Raw genomic sequence first — 25,716 nt, forward strand, 5'->3', positions numbered from 1 at the left:
CAACGATGATCTCTCCTGCCTTTGCCTCGATACTTGCCAGCGGCCGCGCCCAGTTCAATGCGCGCGCGGCGGAAGCGCGCCGGCGCTTTCCCTCGCTCGACATGGCCGCCTTCGGCGTCTTCTTGTACGACGGCGTCGATCCGCTGGTGGTCGCCGTGGCCGCCGCCGCGCCCGAGCGCGCGGGCAGCGTGACCCTGGCCGCCTACGACATGGCCCTGGAACTGGTGGGCCATGGGCTGGCCGGTCCGGCCGCAAAAAATCCCTTCCTCAATACCATCTGGCGCGAGCTGGCGCCATCGTTTGCGCCGCTGCTGGCCACTGCCCCTGTCGACGTGCTGGGCATGCTGAGCAACGCCGCCATCCACATCGCCTCCGTGGCGGGCGCGCGGCCCGCGCAGTGGCAGCGCGAGCTGGCCGCGCTGGCGGCGCGGATCGCCTCGCTGGCGCAGCTGCGCGCCGTGGGCCAGGTGCTGGCCTGGCGCGCGGGCGTCGCGCATTTCCGCCAGGGCGCGCTGACCGCCGCCGATACCTTGCCGCCCGCCTTGGCGCTGGCCGCCTTTGGCGAACCCGGCGCGCAATGGCCGCAGGTGCATGCGCAGTTGCTGGGCAATCCGTGGCGCGGCAATGCGGAGGGCCGGGAGTTCGGCAGCTTCACAGGCCTCGGTGGCGACTTCGGCACGCCGCCCCAGGTGCGCGCTGCGGCAGACGGATTTGTCGTGCGCAGCGCCGAGCGCCATTACCTGCTGGTGGCCGACGCCTATGGCGCCGTGCTGCACAGCGCCACGGCGCAGGAGTTCGAGCAGGCGCAAACGGGCATGCCATCGGCCGTGCGCCTCGACGGGACGACCCTGCATCTCGGCGCGCGCCGCATCGAACTCGATGTGCCGGCCGGCGACATCGCCATCGCCGCCAATGCGCACACTATCGCCATCACGTCGCCGTGGACGCATGCGATCCGCCTGCTGCCGCTCGCATGAAGAAGGATGCCGACACCGCGCTGATCGACGCCTGGCGCGCCGCCTGGCCCGAGGCCCTGGCCGTGTGGAGCAAGTTCACGCGCTTGCGCGACCCCAGCCTGTGCGCCAGCCATGTCGAGGCCAGCAAGCAGGGCTTGTCCGGCAGCTTCGCCATGATCCGCCTGCTGGACCAGAGCGTGGTGGTGGACTTGCCGCTGGTGACGGAGCTGGGGCTGGACGGCTATGCGCTGGAAATCCTCGCGCATGAAATCGGCCACCATATCCTCGCGCCGGGCAGCGCCGGCGACCAGTTCCGTTTGCTGGCGCGCATGCGCCGCGCCTTGCCCACTCTGGAACAGCATGCGCCCATGGTGGCCAACCTGTACACGGACCTGTTCATCAACGACCGCCTGCAGCGCCAGGCAAACCTGCGCATGGCCGACATCTACCGCAAGCTGCAGCAGGGGCGCACGGCGCAAGCTGACGCCAAGAGCGGCGGCGTGTGGACCCTTTACATGCGCATCTATGAAAACCTGTGGCAGCTGGAAAAGGGAGAGCTGGGCGGAGCAGGGGCTGAGAACGAGGCGGACGAACGCCTGGATACGGATGCCTGGCTGGGCGCGCGCCTGATACGCGTGTATGCGAACGACTGGATGGTGGCGGCGGGGCGCTTCGCCACCTTGCTGCTGCCCTATCTGGTCGACGATACGGACGCTCTGAGCCCGAGCCGCTATCTGCAGGACACGCGCGACGCGGCCCGTGGCTGCCAGACGTATGGCGCGCAGCAGATCGAGGATGACGAGGAGGGCGGCGCCATCCACCCGGTGCACGACAAGCGCATTTCCGGCCTCGATGGCGAGGAGCCGCAAGGCGAGGCGCCGGCCAGGCAGGGCGGCGGCCAGCTGCGCGAACCGTTCGAGCTGGGCGACATTTTAAAAGCCTCGGGCATCGATCTGAGCGACCATGAAATCGCCATCCGCTACTACCGCGAGCGGGCCTTGCCGCACCTGGTGGCGTTTCCCAGCCGCCCCGCGCCCGAGTCGCAGGAGCCGCAGATGGAGGGGCTGGAAGCGTGGGAGATCGGCGACCCGCTCGAGGAAATAGACTGGCTGCAATCCGTGATGCAGTCGCCGCGCCCCGTGCCGGGCGTGACCACCGTGCGCCGCGTGTACGGCCGCGAACCGGCGCGCGCCATCGACGCCGTGCCCGTCGACCTGGACATGTACGTGGACAGTTCCGGCTCCATGCCGAACCCGCAGGCGCACACCTCGTTCCTGACCCTGGCCGGCGCCGTCATCGCCCTGTCCGCCCTGCGCGCCGGCGCGAAAGTGCAGGTGACCCTGTGGAGCGGCAAGAACCAGGTGATGCAGACGCCCGGCTTCGTGCGCGATGAAGACCTGATCCTGGGCGTGCTGACGGAGTTTTTTGGCGGCGGCACCTGCTTCCCCATCCACTGTCTGCGCCAGACCTATGCGGCCAGGTGCGAACGGCCCGCGCACATCCTGATGATTTCCGACGACGGCATCACCACCATGTTCGATAAGGATGAACTGGGCAACAGCGGCTGGGATATCTCGGCGAAAGCGCTGGCCCGGGGCGGCGCGGGCGGCACCATGGCCCTGAACCTGGCGCGCGACTGGGATGGCGCGGCGAGTCACAAGTGGCTGCAGCAGACCTATGACGACCTGAAACGCGCGCGCCGCGAGCAGGGCTGGGATATCCATGCCGTCGAGCGCTACGAGGACTTGCTGGACTTTGCGCGGGCGTTCAGCCGGCGCCACTATAGACAACCATGACATGCAGACTCCCGGACCCCACCTCGAAACCCTGACCCATCGTCTGGCCGACACGCCCGTCGAATTCCTCGGCGAACCCCGTATCGCCGGCGTCGCCAATGCGCAGGCAGTGGCGGTGGCCGCGCTGGTCAACGATATCCTGCTGCTGCATGGCGCGCGCGCGCCGGCCGCGTCACTGCAGGGTTTTGTCGGCGCGCAGGTCAAGGCGGACCGCAACCGGCTGGCGCTGGCCATGATCGTCTGCTGGCTGCTGGCCGACGAGTGGTTCATCGCACAGCGGTTGCCGCAGCATGATCTGCTGCAGGTGCTGGGCGAGGCGGCGCGCGAACTGGCCGCCAGTACGCCGGCCCACCATTTCACGCAAGACCCGGAGCGGCGCGAGGAACTGGCGCGCATCGTGCTGGCCCGCCTGGGCTTTCGGCCCCGCGACGAAAGCGTGGCGCAAGCCACGGACCGATTGTCCGCCATCAGCGGCACGGAGCGCCGCCGCCTGCTCGAAGCAAGCCGCCTGGCCGAGCAGCGCGCGAGAGAGATCCGCGAGGCGCTGGCGAAGAAGGCGGCCGAGGAATCGGCCGACAAGTGGTCGCGCGAATGACGCTCGCTGGCAAACCTGACGTCAACCTGCCCGGCGGCGCGTGGGAATCGGACCGCGACTATTGTCCCACCCTGACGCCGGCGGGCGCGCGCATGCTGGACAAACTGCGCAGCCATCCTTGCGCGCCCCGGTACCGCAACCGCAGCGGCAACAAGCTGCAGGCGGCGGAAGTCGACGCCCTGCGCGCCTACGAGCAGGAAGTCATGCAGGCGGCGATCGGCTGGAGCGCCGCTGCGCCGCCGCCCTGGCTGGCGGATTTTCTCAGGACGGCCTACGCCACGGTGCCGCATTACCGCGCCTGCGGCTCGCCCCCCGCGCGCCTTGCGGACGTGGCACCCATCAGCCGCGCCGAGCTGGCGCACGACATCGCCGCCTTCGTGCCCGACGAGGCGGACCTGGCGCGCATGATCAACTTCCAGACGACGGGCACCACGGGCCACCCCTTGCTGATCGCCTCGCACCCGCTGGTGGCGGGGCGCTACCTGGCCTTCCACAAGCGCGCGCTGCATCGCTTCGGCGTGACCCTGCGCCATGGCGCGGGCCAGGTGGGTGTGATGCTGCTGGGGCACCAGCGCCGCTGCTTCACCTATGTCTCCGTCACGCCCACGATGGGTGAGTCGGGCCTGGCGAAGATCAACCTGCACGTGGACGACTGGCGCCAGCCTGAAGACCGCGCGCGCTACCTCGATGCCATGGCACCTGAATTGATCGCGGGCGACCCCATCTCGTTCGCCGAGCTGCTGACCTTGCCCATGACGCACAAGCCGGCCGCGCTGCTGTCCGTCTCGATGATGCTGTTGCCCGGCATGCGCGCGCGCCTGGAAGCGGCGTTCGGCTGCCCCGTGCTCGACATCTATTCGCTCAACGAGGTGGGGCCGGTGGCCGTGTACGACGAGCGGGCGGGCGGTCACGTGCTGCTGCAGCACCGGCTGTACGTGGAAATCCTCGACGCGGATGGCCGTCCCGTGCCCGATGGAGTCCGTGGCGAGATCACGGTGACGGGCGGTTTCAATTTTTGCCTGCCCCTCGTGCGCTACCGCACGGGCGACTACGCCTCGCTGGCGCATGGCCCCGACGGTCCCGTGCTGGTGGGCCTGGCAGGACGCAGCCCCCTGCGCTACAGGACGGTCAGCGGCGCATGGATCAACAATATCGACATCACGCACGCCTTGAAACCGCTGGCCATCGCCCTGTTCGGCGTGCACCAGCATGGCGATGGCAGCGTCGTGCTGCGCCTGGCGCCGGGCGCCATGCCGCAGGCCGGCCAGGCGCGCGCCTTGCTGGCGCCCTTTTTCGGCGCCATCACGGTCGAGACCTTGCTGGCGGAAGACAAGATCATTCAATACACCTCGGATTTGCAGGAAGCGGCAGCATGAACCTTTATAAGCGCGGCCTCGTGGTCGGCAAATTCTGTCCGCTGCACCTGGGCCACGAGTTGTTGATCAACCTTGCGCAAGACGCTTGCGAAGAGCTGCTGGTGGTCAGCTACACCAAGCCTGAGTTTCCCGGCCTGGAACCGGCGCGCCGGGAACGGTGGCTGCGCGCGCAATTCCCGCAGGCGCACGTCGTCGTGCTGGACGATGCGCGCCTGGCCGCCCTGTGCGCGGCGCGCGGCATGCCGGCGCGCGCGCTGCCGCACAACGACGCCGATGGCGAACTGCATCGCCATTTCATGGGCTGGCTGTGCTGGACGGTGCTGGACTTGCCCGTCGATGCCGTCTTCACCAGCGAAGAGTATGGTCCCGGCTTCGCGCAGGTGCTGGAACGGCATTATGCAGCTGGCGCGGTGGCGCACGTCAGCGTGGACCAGGCGAGGAGCCTGGTACCCGTGTCCGGCACCGTCGTGCGGCAAGACCCGCAGGCGCACGGCGCCTTCCTGTCGCCCATTGTGCGCGCCGATTTCGTCACGCGCGTGTGCGTGCTGGGCGGCGAATCGAGCGGCAAGACGACCCTGGCGCAAGCGCTGGCGGCGCATTTCGATACCGGCTGGGTGGCCGAATACGGCCGAGAGCTATGGGAAAGCCAGGATGGCGTGCTGGCCTATGATGATTTGCTGAAGATCGGCCGGGAACAGCTGCGCCGCGAAGCGCAGGCGCTGTTGGCTGCGCGGCGCTGGCTGTTTTGCGACACGTCGCCCATGACCACGTATTTTTACTGCGTCGAGATGTTCGGCAGGGCCGAGCAGGAACTGGCCCGGCTGGCCGAACACCGCTACGACCTGGTGCTGCTGTGCGCCCCCGACTTTCCCTTCATCCAGGACGGCACCCGCCGCGACGAGGATTTTCGCGCGCGCCAGCATGCGTGGTACCAGGCCGAACTGGCGCGGCGGGGGATCGCCTTTATCAATGTGTCTGGTTCGGTGGACGACAGGATCAGGCATGTGGAAAAAGTGCTGGCGGGATCTTAATGACGGATGCGCGGCGGTGTCGGATTACGCTGCGCTAATGCGACCTACGTTGTTGCCACGGCGGCGCACGCGGATACCGCAGCGTAGGTCGGATTAGCGGCGCATGCCGCGTAATCCGACGATATTGCTATAGCGCCCGCCGGGCAGGTTGGTGATGCTGGCGCGGCCACCTGACTGGACATGGCGCCGGTTATGGCATGAAGTCCCCTCCAGGCGGCGTGTGTCTCAGGCCGCGTTCAAGGCCTGTTCCAGGTCTTCGCGCAAGTCGTCGATATGCTCGATGCCCACGGACAGGCGCAGCATGTCTTCGGACACGCCTGCCTTGGCCAGTTCCTCGGGATTGAGCTGGCGGTGCGTGGTCGATGCCGGATGGGTGGCCAGCGACTTGGCGTCGCCGATGTTGACCAGGCGCGTGAACAGCTGCAGGGCGTCGAGCACGCGGGCGCCGGCCGCACGCGGGTCTTCACCTGCCGCCAGTTTCAGGCCGAAGGACAGGATGCCCGAGGCGCGGCCGTGCATGTATTTTTTCACCAGCGCGTGGTCCGGGTGGTCTTCCAGGCCCGCGTAATTGACCCACGCGACTTTCGGATGCTGCTTCAGGTGCTTGGCCAGGGCCAGCGTATTGTCGCAGATGCGGTCCATGCGCAGGGCCAGGGTTTCGATGCCCTGGATCAGCTGGAAGGCGGAGAGCGGCGAAATGGCCGCGCCCATGTTGCGCAGCGGGACGACGCGCGCGCGGCCGATGAAGGCGGCGGGGCCGAATGCTTCCGTGTAGACCACGCCGTGGTAGGACACGTCTGGTTCGTTCAGGCGCTTGAAGCGCTGTTTGTGCTCGGCCCAGGGGAACTTGCCGCTGTCGACGATGGCGCCGCCCACGGTGGTGCCGTGGCCGCCCAGGTACTTGGTCAGCGAATGGACGACGATGTCGGCGCCATGCTCGATGGGACGGAACAGATAGGGGCTCGGCACGGTGTTATCGACGATCAGCGGGATGCCGTGCGCATGCGCGATCTCGGCCAGTTTCGCCACGTCCGTCACATTGCCCAGCGGGTTGCCGATCGATTCGCAGAAGATGGCCTTGGTGCGCGCATCGATCAGGGCGGCGAAGCTCTCGGGCTGACGCGCATCGGCGAAGCGCACTTCGATGCCGATCTGCGGCAGAGTGTGGGCAAACAGGTTGTAGGTGCCGCCATACAGCTGGCTGGCGGAGATGAAATTGTCGCCCGCTTCGGCGATGGTCTGGATCGCGTAGGTAATCGCCGCCATGCCCGACGCGACGGCCAGCGCGGCCACGCCGCCTTCCAGCGCCGCGACCCGCTTTTCCAGCACGTCCTGCGTGGGATTCATGATGCGCGTGTAGATATTCCCGGCGACCTTGAGGTCGAACAGGTCGGCGCCATGCTGGGCATTGTCGAAGGCGTAGGCCACCGTCTGGTAGATGGGGACGGCGGCGGCCTTGGTGGTCGGGTCGGGGGTGTAGCCGGCGTGCACGGCCAGGGTTTCGATTCTCATGTGGTCTCCGGTTCGATTGGTCTGCGGTGGTGAAGCGTTTGAAATTCGCAGCCATTGTGCCATGCCCCCGTTAACTGCTTGCTACGCTTGATAGAATATTAAGTCATAAGCTAGTGCGGTCTTGATATAAGTCATGCAGCTCCGTCTGGCCGATAAACCGTTCATGCGTGCCATGCTGTGCGCAGGCGAATGCTCCGCCGATGGCGCCGCGGCGCATGGCGTCCTCCAGCGGCAGTCCTGCCAGCCAGGCGTGTAAAAAGGCGGCCACGAACGAGTCGCCGGCGCCGTTCGTGTCCACCACGGGCAGCTTCAAGCCCGCCGTCGGAGTGTGTCGCACGGACGCGCTGCCCCGTTCCAGCAGGTAGGCGCCGTGCGCGCCGGCCATGGCGATGACGGCTTGCGCGCGGCCTTGCGAAATAATGGCGCGCATGACGGACTCCGTACGTTCGCCCAGCGCGGCCGTGCTGAGGAAGACCAGGTCGGCGCGCAGCGCGAAGACCTTGTGGTGCGGGTTGACGCCATCCCAGTCGTGCAGGTCGGTCGATACCGTCGTGCCGCACGTCAGCGCATCGTCAAACAGTTCGGCCACCCAGCCCATGATGGAAAAGTGCGCGTGGCGCGCCGGCCCCAGGTAGGGAAGATAAAAAGCGGCGGGCATGCGCACGTCTTCCGGGTGGCGGCCGTCGTACAGCGACAGCCGGCGCCCCTGCGGGTCGACCAGGTTGACGCTGCGCCGCGTGCCCGACGGTTCGACGATGTGTGAAAAATCGAGCTTGGTTTCTTTATAGCGCTGCAGGATGGCCGCGCCTTGCGCATCGTCGCCGATGAAGTCGATGAACTTGCAGCGCAGGCCCAGCGCGTGGCAGCCGAGCGCCACGCCATTGCCCGTGTGCGCCACGTAGTCGCGGATGGGCGGCACGTGCAGCGAATCGGCCACGGACAATTGCAGGTCGGGGACGCGCACGATGGTGTCGATGCCGGCGCCGCCGACCACTAAAATATCATAGGTACTCATGGTGCCGCCTTTTCCAACAGGACGGTGCCGGCCGCGTTCACCGCGACGGCGCCATCTTTGACCAAGTATGTTTGATGCGTGTAGGCGTCGCGCAGCAGGGCGCCATCGGCGAAGACACCGTGGACTTTCAACGAGATGGCGCCCTGGGCCTCGGGCGCGGCGATGACGGCGTCATCCTGCGTCACGCGGGCGAACGCATACGGTTTTTCATCGATCAGGCGATGCGCGCCGCGCGCCAGGGCAGGGTGGCGCAAACGGAACTGGCCCAGCTTGCGCGCATGCGCCAGCGTCGCCGCATCGAGCGAGCCCCAGTTCATGCTTGACCGCGTGGCCTGCTGTTCGTCGCCGATGGGCGCCGCGCCAGGCTGGCGGGCGCTTTCGTCGCCATAGAACAGCTGCACGCCGCCCGGCGCCAGCAGCAGCGCGGACAAGCCGTGCTTCAATCGCTCGCGCGGGAACAGGCTGGTGTCGTGCGAGGAGATGTACGACAGGATGTCGTAATGGGGCTCATTGCCAATGCGCTTGGCCAGCAGCCCCGCGTACTGGCGGTACACGCCGTCGATGCTTTTCCAGTCGCCGCCGGCGCGGTGTTGAAAGTCGAAATTGATCATCGAATCGAAGCCGGCATCAAACCAGCTGCTGCGCTCGGGGCCATGGCCCCACGCTTCGCCCGTCATCCAGAACGGTGCGTCGTCGATCTTCTGTTCCGGATGGCGCGTCTTCCAGTCTTGTAATGCCTCCGTGGCGGCCGCGCGCAGGGCCAGCCAGCTGGCCGGCTCCACGTGCTTGACGGTGTCGGCCCTGAAACCGTCGACGCCGAATTCGCGTACCCAGTCCGCCAGCCAGTGGACCAGGTAGCCGCGCACCGTGGTGCCGGGCAGGGCCACGGCGCGCGTGTCGCTTTTACGTTGCAGGATGGGCGGCAAGCCCACGGCCTTGCCGCTCTCCGTGCGGAAGTCGGGCAGGTAGGCCAGCTGCATCGTGTAGTCGTCCTTGCCGCCGTCGGAATAGCCGGGCAAGCCGGCGCGCACCCAGTCCGGGCCCCACCACTGCTTGAATTCGAAGTTGTTGTAGTCGATGAAGCTGTGATAGTCGCGCAGCACGGCCTTGTCATGGCCGGGCCACAGCACGGGCACCTTGTATTCGGCCAGGGTGCGCAAGTCTGCATAGCCGGGATGGTTCAGCACCACGTCGAACAGCACGCGGATGCCTTGCGCATGCGCCGTGGCGATCATCTCGCGCAGCTCGTCGCGCGTGCCCATGTTGGCGTCCATCGTGGTGTAATCGAGCGCCCAGTAGCCGTGGTAGGCGTAGTGCTGGAATTGCTGCTTGCCGCCCACCACCCAGCCGTGGATCTGTTCGTAGGGCGCCGTGATCCACAGGGCGTTGACGCCCAGGTCGCGGAAATAGCCGGCTTTCAGCTGCTGCGTGATGCCGGCGATGTCGCCGCCGTGAAAGCTGCCCACGTCGCCGCCTTGCGGGTCGGCGGCGCGGCCGTAAGAATTGTCGTTGCCGGGATTGCCGTTGGCGAAACGGTCCGTCACGGCAAAGTAGACGATGGGGTTGTCGGCGAAGCTGAAGCTGAAGCTGCCTGCCTGCGCCGAAGCGCTGAGTAACAGGGCGGCCAGCGTAGTCAGGGAGCGTCGCATGGTCAGCCCTTCACGCCGCCGGCCGTCAGGCCGGAGATCATCCATTTTTGCGCCAGCAGGAACACTGCCGTGATGGGCAAGCCGGACAGGATGGCCGCCGCGGCGAAGTCGCCCCACAGGTATTTTTGCTCGTACAGGAACAGTTTCGAGCCGACGGCCAGGGTCAGGTTGTTCTGTTCATGCAGCAGCACGGACGCGATCGGGTATTCGATGATGGCGCCGATGAAGGACAACAAAAACACCACCATCAGGATGGGCACCGTCATCGGCAGCAGCACGTAGACGAAGGCCTGCCACTGCGTGGCGCCGTCGACCTTGGCCGCTTCCTCGATCTCGACGGGAATGGTTTGATAATAGCCCTTGATGGTCCAGATATGCAGCGCGATGCCGCCCGTGTAGGCCAGCACCAGGCTGCCGTGGTGGTCGATGCCCAGCCACGGCACGTAGCTGCCCAGCACGTCGAAGATGGCGTAGATGGCCACCAGGGCCAGCACGGCGGGGAACATCTGCAGCAGCATCAGCGCGGACAGCGTCTGCGACTTGAAGCGGAATTGCATGCGCGCGAACGCATACGCGCACGTGGTCGACAGCAGCACGGTGACGGTGGCGCTCATGCTGGCCACCTTGATGGAATTCCACAGCCACAGCAGCACGGGGAAGTCCGGCTCGACGAGGGCGCCGTTGGGCGCCTGGTAAGACATGCCCAGCGCCAATCGCCAGTGCTCGAAGCTGATCTCGGGCGGTATCAGACTGCCCGAGGCGAAGTTGCCTGGGCGTAATGAAATCGACAGGATCATCAGGAAGGGGAACATCACCAGCGCGATCAGCGCGATTACGGCGACGTGGGCCGCCAGGATGCGCCAGCGGTTGGAACGGTCGACAACGATAGCCATATGCTGTCCTTTATGCTTTGTTCATGCGCGTCAGGCGCATGTTGACCAGCGAAATCGCGGCCACGAGGAAGAAGATCAGGGTCGAGATGGCAGCGGCCAGGCCAAAGTTCTGGCCGGAATCCTCGAACGCGATGCGGTAGGTGTAGGACACGAGCAAGTCCGTCGTGCCGGCCGGTAACGTCGTGTCGAGGAAATCGGGACGCCCGCCCGTCAGCAAGCTGATCAAGACAAAATTATTGAAATTGAAGCCCAGGCTGGCCACCATCAGCGGCGTCAGCGGTTTGATGATCAGCGGCAAGGTGATCTTGAAGAAATTCGTCAGCGGTCCCGCGCCAGCCAGGGCCGACGCTTCGTACAGGTCCGACGGGATCGCCTTGATCAAGCCCATGCACACGACCATCATGTAGGGATAGCCGAGCCAGGTGTTGACGATCAGGATCATCGCCTTGGCCAGGGTGGTGTCCGAGAACCAGGCGGGCTTGATGCCGAACAGGGCGTCGAGCACCAGGTTGATTTCGCCGAAGTTGTTATTGAACAGCCCCTTGAAGACCAGGATGGAAATGAAACCGGGCACGGCGTACGGCAGGAACAGCAGGGTGCGGTACAGGCCGCGGAAGCGCAGCGCATCCCAGTTCAAGAGCACGGCCAGCACCATGCCCAGGCCCGTCGTGGTGGCCACGCTGATCAGCGCGAAAACGATGGTCCAGACGAAAATGCGAAGGAAGGGGCCGCGGAACGCTTCGTCCGAGAAGATTTTCACGAAGTTGGCAAAGCCCACGTTGACCTTGAAGCCCGGTTCCAGCTTGGTGCCGTCCGGCATTTCATAAAAGCCCGTCTTGAAGTTCGGCGTCACGAGTTCGCCCGTGGCGACTTTTTTGAGGGTCTTGTCCGGCAATTGCTTGTAGACATGCGCGACGGGACCGAATTCGCGCAAGCCCACCATGCGCAGCTCGATCCTGTTCGGAAGCACGAGAGTGAGCAGCTTCAGATCCTTTTGCAGGGCGATGATGTCCTTGATGGGCAGGGCAGGGGTTAGCACGGGCGCCTGCACGGGGTCAGCCGGCGCCACGTCCACCTTCAGCGGGACGGCGCGCTTCAGGGCCAGCGGCGGCGTCAAGAGCACTTCGCCCGTGTCCGGGCTTTCCAGGCGCAAGCGGTATTCCTTGTTGTCGGCATGCACAGTCATGGCATAGCCGGCGCTTTCCACGCGCTGCGTCTCGTCGAGCAGGTATTGCGTGGCCCTGTCGTAGGTGAGCAGGTTGCGCGAGCTGAAATTGGTAAAGCCGATCGACACCGTGTACACCATCGGCAACAGCACGAAGACGATCACCGCCGTGATGCCGGGAAACAGATAACGGTAGGCATAGGCGCGCGGCGACGTGAAGACAAACGTCGTCAGGGTCAGCAAGCCGAGGAAAACGGCGGCCAGCATGGTCTGGCCGGAAATGTACAACATGAAGAGCAGATACAGACCCAGCGCCATGCTGATGGTCAATACCGTAGGGCCGATAAACTTGCGCACGATGGGATACCTGTAGTGATACGTAGGTCGGATTAGGCCCAAAGGGCCGTAATCCGACAACATTGTTGGCGGCACATGTCGGATTACGCGCTACACGCTAATCCGACCTACGCTCAATCAAAATATGGCTTAATTGGCGGTCGTAATCCGCTTCGCCGCCGCATCCAGGCCATCCTTGGTGCTCTGACGGCCTTGGGTGATGTTTTCCAGCGCCGATTGCATCGACGACCAGAAGCGGCCCATTTCCGGGTTGTTCGGCATCGGGCGGCCCGCTTGCGCGCTTTCCATCGTCGCCTGGATGTTCGGATTGGCTTTCAATTCCGCGAACAGCACCTTGTTCGCCGGCGTGCCCAGCGGGACGTCGGCATTGATGGTTTTCAGGCCATTGAGTTGCAGCATCTGGTTTTCCAGGAATTCCGTCGCCAGATCCTTGTTCGGGCTGGCTTTCGAAATCATCGCGCCCAGCACGCCCACGAATGGGGTGGCCGTCTTGCCTGCCACGGTAGGAATCGTTGCCACGCCGTAATTGATCTTCGATTTGCGCGCATTGTCCCACGACCATGGACCGTTGATCATCATGGCGATCTTGCCCTGGTTGAAACCCGCTTCCATTTCCGCGTAGCCGGCGCCCTTCGGCATCGCGCCGCTGTTGATCAGGGTCATCAACGCGTTCACGCCGGCTTGCGAACCGGCATTGTTCACGCCCGTCTTGGCTGCATCGTAGCGGCCGTCGGACTTGACTTCAAACGGGAAGCCGCCGCCCGCGCCCAGCAAAGGCCACGTGAAATAGGTATTCGTGTAATCCCACAGGATGGCTTTCTTGCCTTGCGCGGAGAGTTTCTTGTCCAGCGCGGCGATTTCCTCGAAGGTCTTTGGCGGGGTCGGCACCAGATCCTTGTTGTAGACGAGGGCGACGGCTTCGATCGAGATCGGGTAGCCCCAGGTCTTGCCGCCCACGGTGAAGGCGTTCCAGGCCAGCGGCAGGATGGCGGCGCGCGCTTCCTTACTTGGCGTCACTGGTTGCAGCAAGCCCGCGTCGATCCAGGTGCCGATGCGGTCATGCGGCCAGATCCAGATGTCCGGGCCCTTGCCGGCGGCGGCCGCTTGCTGGAATTTGTTCGGCGCATCTTCCGGATGCTCGACGACGACCTTGATGCCCGTCTTCTTGGTGAATTCCTCACCGACCTTGGCCAGGCCCTTGTAGCCTTTGTCGCCATTGATCCAGATCAACAGGGTGCCTGCTTCGGCCGCGTTTGCCATGCTGACGGCGGCCAGGTTGCCGATGCCGGCCAGGGCGGCGGCGATCAGGGTGGTTTTGATGAAGCTGCGTTTCGGGTGCGTGAAGGACATGTCAATCTCCAGTATCTTTTTTTATGCTAAGTTTATGTTGAGTATCAAGGCTGAAACGATGCAACCAGGCCAGGCGGCGCCTGTAGCGCCTGGCCCCTAAAGCGGATAGATCAGGTGCGGGTCTGGCCGTGTTCGTCGAACACGTGGACACGGGCGGGCGCCACCTGCAGAGATACGGACTGGCCAATCGCCCAGTCCGTATCCGCATCGGCGCGCACCACCAGCGGCTCGTCGCCGCCGGGTACCTGCACATACAGATAGCTGATGTCGCCCAGCTTTTCCACCGCCTGCACGGTGGCCGTGATGGCGGCAGCGGCGCCGGGTGCGCACGCCTGCACGTGCTCGGGGCGCGCGCCGACGGTGACGGGCATACCGCTGGCCAGCGGCTGCGTCAACGCCGCCTGCAGCATGCCGCCCGCATTCGTGGCGACGGTGGCCACGCCGTCGACATAGCTGTGGATCTTGCCTTTAAGGAAGTTCATGCGGGGCGAACCGAGGAAGCCGGCCACGAACAGGTTGGCGGGATGGTGGTACAACTCCAGCGGCGCGCCCACCTGCTCGATGCGTCCCGCGTTGAGCACGACGATGCGGTCGGCCAGGGTCATCGCTTCGACCTGGTCATGCGTGACGTAGATCATGGTCGAGCGCAATTCACGGTGCAGATTCGCCAGTTCGATGCGCATCTGCACGCGCAAGGAGGCATCCAGGTTCGACAGCGGCTCGTCGAACAGGAAGACGTCGGGCTTGCGCACGATGGCGCGGCCGATGGCCACGCGCTGGCGCTGGCCGCCCGACAAGTCTTTCGGTTTGCGTTCCAGCAAAGGTTCGATGCGCAGGATCTGCGCGGCGCGCTGCACGGCGTCGGCAATCTGGACCTTGCTCATGCCGGCCAGTTTCAAGCCGAAGGCCATGTTCTGTGCCACGCTCATGTGCGGGTACAGAGCGTAGCTCTGGAATACCATGGCGATGCCGCGCTTGGCGGGCGGCACGTCGTTCATGCGCGTCTTGCCGATGAATAAGTCGCCGCCGCTGATTTCTTCCAGGCCGCAGATGCTGCGCAGCAAGGTGGATTTGCCGCAACCCGACGGGCCCACGAAGACCATGAATTCGCCATCGGCGATCTCCAGGTCGATGCCATGCAGGGTTTGCACGTCGCCATATGCCTTCTTCAGCCCTGCTAATTTCAGTCCTGCCATGTCGTCCTCACTGTGTCTATCCGTCCCTGCTGATGCGCGGGGCTCGTTATTGTAATTGGCGGCATGGCCGCCAATGCCTGCGATTTACGCCAGGGTGCCGAACCAGCCGCCATGCGGGGGCAGGCTGATCTGTTGGCCATCTTTACTGCCTGGCAAGCCGTGACCGGTCAGGTCGGCCGCTGGCGCCGCATCGGGCCAGGCGAAGGTGACCGCTTGTGTGCCCAGGTTGAAGGCCGCCAGCACGGACGGCTGTCCCGGCAAGTCGCGGCGCAGGGCCAGCACGGGTTCCGGCGCATCGAAGAAGACGATATCGCCGCGCAGCAATTGCGGCAAGGTGCGGCGCCAGGCGAGGATATTTTGCGCAAACTGCAATGGTGAAGCAGAATCGTTTTCTTCGACATCCACCGCGCGCGCCAGGTGTTCGGGCGGCACGGGCAGCCAAGGTTTGGCATTACTGAAGCCGCCATGCGGCGCATCGGCCACCCATGGCATCGGCGTGCGGCAGCCGTCGCGGCCCTTGAACTGGGGCCAGAACGGGATGCCGTACGGGTCTTGCAGCGCCTCGAAAGGAATGTCCGCTTCCGTCAGGGCCAGCTCGTCGCCCTGGTACAGGCACGGCGTGCCTTTCAAGGCCGCCTGCACGGCCAGCACCACCTTGGCCAGCGACGGCGACGGGTTCTGGCCGCCCCAGCGCGTCATCACGCGCACGCTGTCGTGGTTGCCCACGGACCAGGATGCCCAGCCGTCGGCCACTTGCGCCTCGAATTCTTCCACCTGCTTGCGGATATGCGCGGCGGAAAACTCGGCCGTCAGCAGGTTGAAACTGTAAGCCATGTGCAGCTTGTCGGCGCCCGTGTAGGCGGCCATGGTGGCCAGCGCATTGTCGTCGCCCACTTCGCCGATGGAAATGGCTTGATATTCGTCAAGCACGGCGCGCACGCGCTGCAGATAGGCGATGTTTTCCGGTTGCGTCTTGTCGTACACGTGCGCCTGCATGCCGTACGGATTGATGGCCGACACACTGCTGGCGTCGCGTTGCGCGGCGGGCGGATTGTCGCGCAGCAACTGATCGTGGTAGGGGAAGTTGCAGGAATCGAAGCGGAAACCGTCGACGCCGCGCTCGAGCCAGAAACGCAGGTTGTCCAGCTGCGCTTGCTGCACGGCGGGGTTGTGGAAGTTCAGGTCGGGCTGGCTGACGAGAAAATCGTGCAGGTAGTACTGGCCGCGGCGCGGTTCCCATTGCCAGGCGGAACCGCCGAACACGGACAACCAGTTGTTCGGCGGCGTGCCGTCCGGTTTCTGGTCGGCCCATACATACCAGTCGGCCTTGGGATTGTCGCGGCTGGAGCGGCTTTCCACGAACCACGGGTGGACGTCGGACGAGTGCGACAGCACCTGGTCGATCATCACTTTCAAGCCCAGCTCATGGGCGCGCGCCACCAGGCGGTCGAAATCGGCCAGGGTGCCGAACATGGGGTCGACGTCGCAGAAGTCGGCCACGTCGTAACCGAAGTCTTTCATCGGCGACGTGAAGAAGGGCGAAATCCACACGATGTCGGCGCCCAGGGCGGCGATGTAATCGAGCTTGGAGGTAATGCCGGGCAAATCGCCGATGCCGTCGCCATTGCTGTCGAGGAAGCTGCGTGGATAGACCTGGTAGATGACGGCGCTGCGCCACCAGTCGGCGGGCAGGTGGGCGAGATTGTTCTGGATGGTCGGCATGAATGATTTCTTAAAAGTTGCCTGTAGCCGTGGCTATCAGGGCGCGCTGCTGGTTGGTAGGCGAACGTCTTATTTTAAAATTCAAAGCGCTTTGGGTATGAAATGAGTATAGTTCAAAGCGCTTTGAAAAGTAAAGCGATACACGCGCCAGACATACGATTTTTTTATGAGGGTGATTCAGGACAACAAGATGGCACCGCCGGCCAGGCGGCCGGCGGCATGGATGGGCGGAAATCGCCTAGTTCGGCACCTGCCCCGCCGACTCCCCTGGCAACAGTTCGCACGGCCACAGTTCCTGCAGGTCGGTGACGGGCGTGCCGTCCATCAGGGCCAGCAGCATGTGGATCATCTTCGCGCCGGCGCCGCGCGGGTCGGGCTGGACGACGGTGGTGACGTTGTGGCCGGCCAGGGAATCTTCCATCACGCCCCAGACGATCAGCGACATTTCGCTGCCGATGGCGATGCCCGCGTCGAGCAGGGCGCGCACGGCGCCCACGCCCGACATGTGGTTGTCGACGATGACGGCGGTGGGGCGGGGCGAGCGGGCCAGCAGGCGCTGCATGGCCTGGTAGCCGGCGCGGCGGTCGTGCGCATTGTCGACCAGATTGTCGGGATCGACGGCGAGGCCGCCCGCCTGCATGGCGTGCTGGAAACTCTCGACGCGCTGGCGCACGAAGTTCAGGTCCGGCGTGGCGCTGATCAGGCCGATGCGCTGGTGGCCCAGCTGCGCCAGGCGTTCGACGGCCAGGCGCATGCCCGCCTCGTTGTCGTAGTCGAACCACGCGTGCGGCTGGTTCAGCTGCGTGCGGCCATGCGCGACGAACGGCATGCCCTGCTGCGCCAGATAGGCGATGCGCTCGTCGAACGGTTTCGTGCGCCCGACGATCAGGCCATCGATGCGGCGGCCCTTGACCATGCGTTCATAGGTGTGGAATTCATTGGTGGCCGAGGCGGGCGCGATCATCATGTCCATCTGCTGCGCTTCCAGCGCTTCGGACATGCCGCCGACGATGTCGATGAACATGGGGTCGGCCAGGTCGTTCGGCATCAGCGGGTAGATGATACCGACGATGTTCGTGCGTCCCACGGCCAGGCTGCGCGCCATGGGATTGGGGCGGTAGCCGGCCGCCTGCGCGGCGGCCAGCACCCGCTCGCGCGTGCGTTCGCTCACTTCCGGATAGCCATTCAAGGCGCGGCTGACGGTGGTTTCGGATATTCCTAGCGTTTTGGCGAGATTTTTGAGGTTCATGAATGCTGCAGTCGGGGTCTATCCAGGGTGAGTCGGGAGCGATGCGGTGCGATGACGGGTAGTTTATCTGATAAATGCCGGAATGATCAGGGGTATGGCCAGCGGCGGCAGTGCCCAAAAAAATACGCGGGCAAACCCAGGGGCGCCCGCGCTAAAAGAGGATACTGCTGAATCACTACATTGAAGCTGCCGGCCATCGCGTGCAGCGGCGAAATGGTGGGTCCGGGTAATGCGTACCCCTTTGATAGCGGGCGGTGTTGCTGCCACCGGCAAGCGTCCGGGGACGCGTGCCAACGTTCTAGATGCCGGCGATTACCACCAGGACTCGACCTGGAAACCGACCGAGCTGCCGTTGGTCTTGCCACCAAACACGCCCGTCGACGACAGCGCCGATTCGGCCGCGGCGGCCGACTGGGCTGCCTTGTTCCATTTGGCGTAGGTGTAGAAGGCGCGCAGCACGGGGCGTGACCAGAAGCTGTTGCCGGCCGACAGTTGCGGCGCGAACGTCAGCTTGGTCAGGTTGCGGCTCTCGCCGCCTTCCGGCTTGACGATGTCGTGGCCCAGTTCCACGGCCAGGCTGTAGTTGTCCGTGAAGTGGTAGACGGGACGCGCGCCGATCGACGTCCACTTGCTGCTCACGCCCGCCGTTTCCTTGTCTTCGTAGACGAAAGTGCCCATGCCCGACCAGGCGCCTTTGGGCTGGATCATGATCTGTTCCGTCAGGCGCACGACCTTGTCATCCTTGCCGGCGCCCAGGCTGAAGCCGCCCGTGTTGGCGGCGCTGCCTTTGCCGTACTGCAATGCCACCTTGTTGAAGCCGCCCAGCAGGTTGCCTTGCGTATGCATGACGGTCAGCAAGTGGCCGCTGGCGACGGGCGCCGCGCCTTGCGCGTTGCGTTTCTGGTTGAATTGCAGGCCCAAGGTCAGTTCGCCGTCCGGGTTGACCTTGATGCCGGAGAAGCGCAGGTCGTGGGACAGGCCCATGCGATTGCTGTCCTTGTCGTCTGCCGTGCGCACGATGGCGTAGGCCAGCTTGGCGGCGCCCAGGTCGATGTTTTCCAGGCCGGCGCCGGGGCCGCTGTTATTCCAGAAGTAGTAATCGGTGATGTGCACGTCCTGGCGGTCGTAATAGCGCTTGCCGACCCAGGCGCGCGCGTCGGCGAAGGCGCCCGAACCGATCTTGTCGGCCACCACGTTCATTTCGCGCCACGACGGGTCCGATTGTTCCCAGTCCTGGTTCTGGTTGACGGAGAACGCCACCAGGGTATTGATGCGGAAGGTGGTGCCGTTGGCTGCCTTGAAGGCTTCGCCGCCGAATTTCAGCTCGCCGTAGGTTTCGCACTCATTGCCCAAGCGATACTTGGACGAGGCGCCGGCCAGGCCGAAACACGCTTCCTTGCCGCCTTCGCTGCTGGTGCCGAAGCCCGAACGGATGTAGCCGCCGAAATCGATCGGCAGGGCGGCCTGGGCGGCCGAAGCGCTCAAGGCCAACGCCACGGCGGCAGGCAAAGTTTTCAAGAAATGTTGGTTCATTGCGTCTCCAGTGTTTTTATAGGTGTGGGATCGGCGCGCATCACTTTGCGCAGCCAAAGCGCTTTAGTTATGTTTCAAAGCGCTTTGAGTATAGTTCAAAGCGCTTTGATCGGTAAACTAGTTTTAATCCTTGAAACTTTTGAGGTGTTGCGGAGAAACATCAGGGAGGGCGGCGGCACATGGGCGCCGCCGGGTACGGCAAGAGGGAATCAGGAGGGAGCGTCGCAGGCGGGCAGGGCGGTCGTGTCCGTTGCCGCAGGGGCCGGATGGCGCAAAAAGACCAGGATCAGCAAGGCCGACGCCATCGTGATGCTGGCCAGCACATACAGCAAGTGGCGGAAGGCCGTGCCGTACGCTTGCGCCAGTTCGGCGGCGCCGGTTTGCGGCAACAGGGTCGCTGCATGGCGCAGCTCGCCGAGGGCCAGGAACGGGCCCGCGCGCGCCGCCTGCTCCGCGCCGATGCCGGCAATGCCGGCGCCGCCCAGCGCTGCGACAGTAAACGTGCCCAGCAGCGCGCTGACGATGGCCAGCGCCAGGCCTTCGCCCGCCACCCTCGTCGTATTGAAGATGCCGGCCGCCATGCCGGCCCGTTCGACGGGCACGACGCTGATGGCCAGGCCATCCATCAAGCCCCACGGCAGGCTGATGCCGCAGCCGATCAACAGCAGCGGCCCGATCACGGTAGCGGGCGCTTGCCCTGGCGCGCAGGTGGAGAGCCACAGCAAGCCGCCCGCCGCCAGCAGCAGGCCGCTGGCGCAGATGTGCGCGGCGGCAAGGCGCTGCGCCGCCAGGCCGGCCAGGACCGGCAGCACCAGCATGGGCGCGGACAGGGCGATCATCATGCGTCCCGCTTCCAGCGCGCTGTAGCCTTCGATGCCGATGAAGCGGGCCGGCAGCAGCACCAGCAGCACGACGAAGGAAAACGCGGGCGCGGCCGCCAGCAATTGAACGCCGGCAAAGGCTGGCAGGCGGAACAGGGTCAAGTCCAGCATGGGCCGCGCCGCGCGCCGCTCCACGCGGATGAACGCGGCCAGCAGCAAGGCCGCGCCGCCAAACAGCCCCAGGCTGGCGGCGCTGCCCCAGCCTTTGTGCGGCGCCTGCAGCAAGCCATAGGTAAACAGGGACAGCGCGCCCGTAAACGTCAGGGCGCCGGGCCAATCGACGCCTTGCGCCTGCGGGTCGCGCGATTCGCGCATGGCGCGCGCGGCGGCCAGCAGGGCGGCCAGGCCGGCCACGGCCGTGGAGACAAAGATGGCGCGCCAGCCCGTATGCGTGATCAAGGTGCCGGCCAGGAAGGGGCCGAAGGCCAGGCCCACGCCGAAGGCCGTGCCGATCAGGCTGAAGGCGCGCGCGCGGGCCGTGCCGTCGAATTCCTGCGCCAGGGCCGCCAGTCCGCTCGACAGGGCCATGGCGCAGCCCAGGCCCTGGACGGCGCGCAGCACGTCGAGCCACAGGATGCCGGGCGCGGCCGCCAGGGCCAGCGCGGCGGCGGAAAACACGCCCATGCCCAGCAAGAACACGCGCTTGCGGCCATAGCGGTCGGCCAGCGCGCCGGCCACCATCAGACAGCCGCCAAAGCTGAGCATGAAGGCATTCGTGATCCAGGCCAGCGCCAGCGGCGAGCCGTGCAGGTCGGCGGCGATGGCGGGAATGGCGATGGCCGGCCCCGTGAAACTGAGCGGCATGCATAGCGCGGCCAGGCAGACGGCGGCCAGGACCAGCATACGCCGTAGAGTCGCTTGGTCCGGGGCATGCGCGGGAAGATTCGTATCCATGGGAATGATTCCAGAAAGAGGGAATCTGATGATAATATGGATGCAATCCATGAAAAAGTGGCTGAAAATCCACTCATAGCGGACAAATATTCCTTAATCGTGAAGACATGGATAATCTGAATGGCATTGCCGCCTTCGTGCGCGCGGCGGAAACGCGCAGTTATGTGGCGGCCGGGCGGCTGCTCGGCGTGTCGGCCTCGGCCGTGGGCAAGAGCGTGGCGCGGCTGGAAGAAAAGCTGGGCGTGCGCCTGCTCAACCGCAGCACGCGGCGCATCAGCCTGAGCAACGAGGGCGCGCTGTTTTACGAGCGCTGCCAGCGCATCCTGGCCGACCTGGGCGATGCCGAGGCGGAACTGTCGCACCTGGCCGAGGCGCCGCGCGGCAAGCTGCGCGTCAGCTTGCCCGTGATCGGCTACCGCATCATCCTGCCCCTGCTGGCGGATTTTACGCGCCAGTACCCGGAGATCGAGCTCGACCTCGATTTCAACGACCGCCTGGTCGACGTGGTGGCCGAGGGCGTCGACGTGGCCGTGCGCAGCGGAACGCTCACGGATTCGCGGCTGATGGCGCGCGAACTGGGGCCGTTTGCCTTTGCCATCGTCGGTTCTCCAGCGTATTTTGCCCGCCACGGCGTGCCGGCCACGCCGCGTGCGCTGGAAGGGCACGCCTGCGTGCGCTATAAATTCCCCACCACGGGCAAGTTGCAGGAATGGGCGCTGCAGCGCGCCGGGGGCGACAGCGGCGGCGAGTTGCGCTTGCCGACCGCCTTGACTTGCAACAATATCGAAGCGCTGATCGGTGCCGCCACGCAGGGCGTGGGCCTCGCTTATTTACCGGACTTTATCGTGCGCGACGCCATCGCGCGCGGCGAACTGCAAGCCGTGCTGGCCGACTGCTTGCTCTACTCGAGCAAGTTCTGGGTACTGTGGCCGTCAAGCCGCCACCTGTCGCCCAAGATTCGCGTCTTTGTTGACCATTTGTGTACCCACCTGCATTTTTCCTCATCCCCTCCGGACCCTGCGTCCTTCCCTTGATACCGCTGGCTGCCGCGCTGGCGGCTGGTTGCGGAATATTCCTACCCCAAAGAGATTAATCCTAGTGCTGCTGGATTTATATTTGCTGCGCTGCATCAGTCTATGCCGCACAGCATCAGCTTATACCCTTCCTGAATACCGGTTATTCGTTATGGAAATTGCCATAAGGAATTTATTTATGTTAATTTCATATCTGTTTCTGCAACATTGCATCGCTTCGGCCGTTGCCGGGACATGTGCAGGATTAGGCGCCATAAGCGTGTAGTAACCAACAATTAAGGGATGGTAACCCCGTTCCGTTCAGGGAGTGTGCATGAAGACAGTGATGACGACGCCGCCGAATCCGGCGCCAGCCGCGACCGCGAAACCGGCACGCAAAACGGGTTTGCTGCTGGGTGGCGGCGCACCAAATTCCACCCTGATCGCCGGTGCCCTGGCCGCTTTCCTCGACGAGGGCATCGAGTTCGACGTCATTTCCGCCTCCGGCGCCGGTGTGCTGATGGGTTTGCTTTACACGACGCCGCATGAAGCCACGCCGCGCCAGGCCTTGCAAAGCTGGGCCGACACGGGCGTGGCCGACAGCATCTACAAGATGATCCCGATCAACTACAAGGTGTTCCAGAAGCCGGGCATGCACGCGAGCACCTTCCGCGACGCCTTCCAGCCGCCGGCCAACAATCCTTTTTTTCAGGCCTTCCAGCAAACGTTTGCGGGCATTCCCTCGGCCTGGTCGGACTGGGGCAAGCTGATGGTGTCATCGCTGTCGCCATCGGACCTGTCGGCGAAAAGCCTGGGGCTGTGCGCGCATTTGCCCTTCCTGGAAAAAGCCGTCGATTTCTCGGGCGTGGCGCGCATGCGTCCCGATTTCTACATCAATGCCTACAACCTCAGCGAGCACCGCATGCAAATCTGGGGCAAGCACGAGATCGAAGCCATCCACGTGCGCGCCGCGCTGTCGTTTCCTTTCCTGTATGCACCGACGACCATCGCCGGCGACGACTACATCGAGGGCGCGGCGCTCGACACGCTCAATTTCGACCCCTTTATCGAAGGCAAGGGCGAGCACCATGACGCCGACACCCTGGTCATCCTCGACATCCTCGGCGACGAGCGCCTGCTGCGCAAGCCGCGCAACCTGTACGACGCCTGGGTACGCTCCATCATCACGCCGCTGGTGAAGATTTCCAAGAGCGAACTGCGCCTGTTTGAACTCGAGCACAACACGGACAGAAGTACGGGCCAGCCCAAGCGGCGTCTGTTGAAACTCGACTTGATGGGCGGCATTCCGGAACAGCACTGGCCCGACACCCTGGACTGGTCCAGCTCGAACATGCAGCTGCTGTTCGACGTGGGCCACAAGGCGGGCCTGGCGTTTTGCCGCCAGCATGGCGACTTGCTGCGCCGCACGCCTGATGCTGCCCCGCTGGCGGCCTAAGCCCGCGCCGCCTGCAACCGGTCCCGGCCACCTGATCGGCAGCTACTCATCCCGCCTGGCCTTGCCAGGCCACCCTTTTTACTGTGAAACACCATGAATATCACCAAGCAATTAATCCTGACCCTCACCATCGCCTTGCTGGCCCTGCTATTGCTGGGCGCCGGCGGCGCCATCCAGCTGCAGCGCGCCCAGGAGCGTTTCGACACCGTGCAAAACCGCATCATTCCCAGCATCCAGGGCTTGAATGCGGCCAAGGGTTTCCTGGCCGATTCGCGCCTGGCCGGCTACCGCCTGTCCGTGTTCTCGAATCTGGCCGACAAGACGGCACTGGACAAGGCCGTGGCCGACGCCAACACGAATTTCGACAAGGTGATCGCCACCTACCGCGCCGAGCGCCTGTACGATGCGACGGACAGCAAGATGCTCGACGCCGACCAGGCCGCCATGGAAGCCTACCGCCGGGCGCTGGTGCCATTCTTTGCCGCCGCCTACGCGGGCGACATGGATGGCGTGCGCGCCACCTTGCTGGCCGGTACGCCGCTGGCCATCACGGCCGCCGCGGCGAAAAAGAGCATGGATGACCATATCGCCTACAACAACAAGCTGGTCGATGATGTAAAAGCGGAAAGCCTGGCCGCCTACGACACGGCGTTCAACACCATGCTGGCCGTGCTGGGCGTGGCCGTGCTGCTGACGGGCGCGCTGGCCTGGCATATCTACCGCACCATCAGCGGCGGCCTGGGCAATATCGAACATACGCTGGAGAGGGTCAGCGCCTCGCTGGACCTGTCCGCCGCCATGCCCGTCGAGCGCATGGATGAAGTAGGCCGCACGGCCACCGCCTTCAACAAGTTTCTGGAGCGTATCGTCGGCGTGATCGCCACCGTGCGCGCCTCGGCTGATACGGTCAGCGTGGCCGCCGCGCAGATTTCCGCCGGCAACGCGGACCTGTCCGTGCGCACGGAGCAGCAAGCGTCTTCCTTGGAAGAAACGGCCTCCAGCCTGGAAGAGCTGACCTCGGCCGTGCGCCAGAATACGGACAATGCGCGCCAGGCGAATACCCTGGCCGTGTCCGCCTCGGACGTGGCCCGCAAGGGCGGCGCCGTGGTGGCGCAAGTGGTTGGCACGATGGGCTCGATCAACGAATCGGCGAAGAAGATCGCCGACATTATCGGCGTGATCGACGGCATTGCCTTCCAAACCAACATTTTGGCGCTGAATGCAGCCGTCGAAGCGGCCCGCGCGGGCGAGCAGGGCCGCGGCTTCGCCGTGGTGGCAACGGAAGTGCGCAACCTGGCGCAGCGTTCGGCAGCGGCTGCCAAGGAAATCAAGGGCTTGATCGAGGATTCGGTGGATAAAGTCAACACGGGCAGCGCGCTGGTCGACCAGGCGGGCGCGACGATGGAAGAAATCGTCGCCAGCATCCGTCGCGTGACGGACATCATGGGCGACATCGCCAACGCCAGCCACGAGCAAAGCGCCGGCATCGAGCAAGTGAACCAGGCCATTTCGCAAATGGACCAGGTCACCCAGCAAAACGCGGCCCTGGTGGAAGAGGCCGCCGCAGCGGCATCCTCGCTGCAAGACCGCGCCGTGGAACTGGTCGACGTGGTGGCCGTATTCCGCCTGCGCGGCGATGCCAAGGAAAAATCATTGAAGGTGGCGGGCGGCTTGCCGGCCCCGGCTTCAGGTGCCGCCAGCCGGCGCCTGGCGCTGCCGGGCCGCAGCGCCCGCGCCTAAACTTTGTGACTGCCCCGGTACGCCGGGTTTTTTTTGCGGCGCAACCGTCCGGTACGCGAGCGTTGACGTGCTGCGCCTGTGGCGAGGGTCGTCAAGTTGCTCGGGCGGGCAGGGCGGAAGGAGGGGGGCACCCGGCTCTGCGCCAGTCCGGGTGCCTGTCTCATTTTCGGGCGCGTGAGTCCGCTTACGCCCCGAAGCGGTCTTTCGACTTGACTGTCGCGACCAACAGAAGGCAGTCCGGGCGGACAAGTTGGCAACCGGAACGCAAAACAGGGAGTTGCGATTTATGAGCAAGCACAATCAAATCTTTGAGCCGACGGCTTCGGCGAAGCAGGCC

At 64.8% G+C, this 25,716-nt stretch carries 19 protein-coding genes; 8 read left to right on the forward strand and 11 right to left on the reverse strand.

Going from position 1 to position 25,716, the window contains the following annotated elements; all coding sequences use genetic code 11:
- Window positions 1-5: 5 nt before the first annotated feature.
- From AC0V2Y_RS24460 to AC0V2Y_RS24480, 5 genes are read left to right on the forward strand one after another with little or no spacing between them, the layout of a single operon-like run.
- Window positions 6-977 (forward strand): hypothetical protein, encoded by a 972-nt coding sequence (locus AC0V2Y_RS24460; RefSeq protein ID WP_475416500.1) that lies wholly within the window; start codon window positions 6-8, stop codon window positions 975-977.
- Window positions 974-2,752 (forward strand): VWA domain-containing protein, encoded by a 1,779-nt coding sequence (locus AC0V2Y_RS24465; RefSeq protein ID WP_475416499.1) that lies wholly within the window; start codon window positions 974-976, stop codon window positions 2,750-2,752. The genes AC0V2Y_RS24460 and AC0V2Y_RS24465 overlap by 4 nt, the downstream gene beginning before the upstream one ends.
- A gap of 1 nt (window position 2,753) precedes the next feature.
- Entirely contained in the window at window positions 2,754-3,347 is a 594-nt protein-coding gene (locus tag AC0V2Y_RS24470; protein ID WP_475416498.1) for a hypothetical protein, read from the forward strand.
- Window positions 3,344-4,723, forward strand: a complete 1,380-nt coding sequence (locus tag AC0V2Y_RS24475; RefSeq protein ID WP_475416497.1) for an AMP-binding protein — start codon at window positions 3,344-3,346, stop codon at window positions 4,721-4,723. The genes AC0V2Y_RS24470 and AC0V2Y_RS24475 overlap by 4 nt, the downstream gene beginning before the upstream one ends.
- Window positions 4,720-5,754: an AAA family ATPase gene (locus AC0V2Y_RS24480; RefSeq protein WP_475416496.1), complete on the forward strand. Its 1,035-nt coding sequence runs from the start codon at window positions 4,720-4,722 to the stop codon at window positions 5,752-5,754. Before AC0V2Y_RS24475 ends, AC0V2Y_RS24480 begins: the two co-directional genes overlap by 4 nt.
- A gap of 225 nt (window positions 5,755-5,979) precedes the next feature.
- Here AC0V2Y_RS24480 and AC0V2Y_RS24485 read toward each other — a convergent pair whose 3' ends face one another.
- The 11 genes from AC0V2Y_RS24485 to AC0V2Y_RS24535 all read right to left on the reverse strand — a co-directional run bounded on the left by AC0V2Y_RS24485 (window position 5,980) and on the right by AC0V2Y_RS24535 (window position 21,170).
- Window positions 5,980-7,266: an O-acetylhomoserine aminocarboxypropyltransferase/cysteine synthase family protein gene (locus tag AC0V2Y_RS24485; protein ID WP_475416495.1), complete on the reverse strand. Its 1,287-nt coding sequence runs from the start codon at window positions 7,264-7,266 to the stop codon at window positions 5,980-5,982.
- A 103-nt stretch (window positions 7,267-7,369) separates the two neighbouring features.
- Window positions 7,370-8,281, reverse strand: coding sequence for a carbohydrate kinase family protein (locus AC0V2Y_RS24490; RefSeq protein WP_475416494.1), 912 nt, complete (start codon window positions 8,279-8,281; stop codon window positions 7,370-7,372).
- Window positions 8,278-9,930: an alpha-amylase family glycosyl hydrolase gene (locus tag AC0V2Y_RS24495; RefSeq protein ID WP_475416493.1), complete on the reverse strand. Its 1,653-nt coding sequence runs from the start codon at window positions 9,928-9,930 to the stop codon at window positions 8,278-8,280. Before AC0V2Y_RS24495 ends, AC0V2Y_RS24490 begins: the two co-directional genes overlap by 4 nt.
- 2 nt (window positions 9,931-9,932) lie before the next feature.
- Window positions 9,933-10,823 carry a maltose ABC transporter permease MalG gene (gene malG, locus AC0V2Y_RS24500; RefSeq protein WP_070218276.1) on the reverse strand — a complete coding sequence of 297 codons (891 nt, stop codon included), beginning with the start codon at window positions 10,821-10,823 and terminating at the stop codon, window positions 9,933-9,935.
- A gap of 10 nt (window positions 10,824-10,833) precedes the next feature.
- Window positions 10,834-12,345, reverse strand: coding sequence for a maltose ABC transporter permease MalF (malF, locus tag AC0V2Y_RS24505; protein WP_475416492.1), 1,512 nt, complete (start codon window positions 12,343-12,345; stop codon window positions 10,834-10,836).
- 129 nt (window positions 12,346-12,474) lie between these two features.
- On the reverse strand, window positions 12,475-13,695 hold the full coding sequence (gene malE, locus AC0V2Y_RS24510) for a maltose/maltodextrin ABC transporter substrate-binding protein MalE (protein WP_475416491.1): 1,221 nt from the start codon (window positions 13,693-13,695) through the stop codon (window positions 12,475-12,477).
- Window positions 13,696-13,805: 110 nt separating this feature from the next.
- On the reverse strand, window positions 13,806-14,891 hold the full coding sequence (locus AC0V2Y_RS24515) for an ABC transporter ATP-binding protein (RefSeq protein WP_475416490.1): 1,086 nt from the start codon (window positions 14,889-14,891) through the stop codon (window positions 13,806-13,808).
- Between the two features lie 84 nt (window positions 14,892-14,975).
- A complete protein-coding gene (locus tag AC0V2Y_RS24520; RefSeq protein ID WP_475416489.1) occupies window positions 14,976-16,613 on the reverse strand; it encodes an alpha-amylase family glycosyl hydrolase in 1,638 nt (545 codons plus the stop codon).
- Between the two features lie 238 nt (window positions 16,614-16,851).
- Window positions 16,852-17,862: a substrate-binding domain-containing protein gene (locus AC0V2Y_RS24525; RefSeq protein WP_475416488.1), complete on the reverse strand. Its 1,011-nt coding sequence runs from the start codon at window positions 17,860-17,862 to the stop codon at window positions 16,852-16,854.
- 312 nt (window positions 17,863-18,174) lie between these two features.
- A complete protein-coding gene (locus AC0V2Y_RS24530) occupies window positions 18,175-19,395 on the reverse strand; it encodes a carbohydrate porin (RefSeq protein WP_475416487.1) in 1,221 nt (406 codons plus the stop codon).
- Between the two features lie 209 nt (window positions 19,396-19,604).
- Window positions 19,605-21,170, reverse strand: coding sequence for an MFS transporter (locus tag AC0V2Y_RS24535; RefSeq protein ID WP_475416486.1), 1,566 nt, complete (start codon window positions 21,168-21,170; stop codon window positions 19,605-19,607).
- A gap of 107 nt (window positions 21,171-21,277) precedes the next feature.
- Here AC0V2Y_RS24535 and AC0V2Y_RS24540 point away from each other — a divergent pair, with 107 nt between their 5' ends.
- From AC0V2Y_RS24540 to AC0V2Y_RS24550, 3 genes are all read left to right on the forward strand, one after another.
- On the forward strand, window positions 21,278-22,204 hold the full coding sequence (locus AC0V2Y_RS24540; protein ID WP_475416485.1) for a LysR family transcriptional regulator: 927 nt from the start codon (window positions 21,278-21,280) through the stop codon (window positions 22,202-22,204).
- Between the two features lie 313 nt (window positions 22,205-22,517).
- Complete coding sequence (locus AC0V2Y_RS24545; RefSeq protein ID WP_475416484.1) at window positions 22,518-23,639, forward strand: patatin-like phospholipase family protein; 1,122 nt, start codon at window positions 22,518-22,520, stop codon at window positions 23,637-23,639.
- Window positions 23,640-23,732: 93 nt separating this feature from the next.
- Window positions 23,733-25,379, forward strand: coding sequence for a methyl-accepting chemotaxis protein (locus tag AC0V2Y_RS24550; RefSeq protein ID WP_475416483.1), 1,647 nt, complete (start codon window positions 23,733-23,735; stop codon window positions 25,377-25,379).
- The last annotated feature ends 337 nt before the right edge of the window (window positions 25,380-25,716 follow it).

This window comes from Janthinobacterium sp. BHSEK (assembly GCF_056174685.1).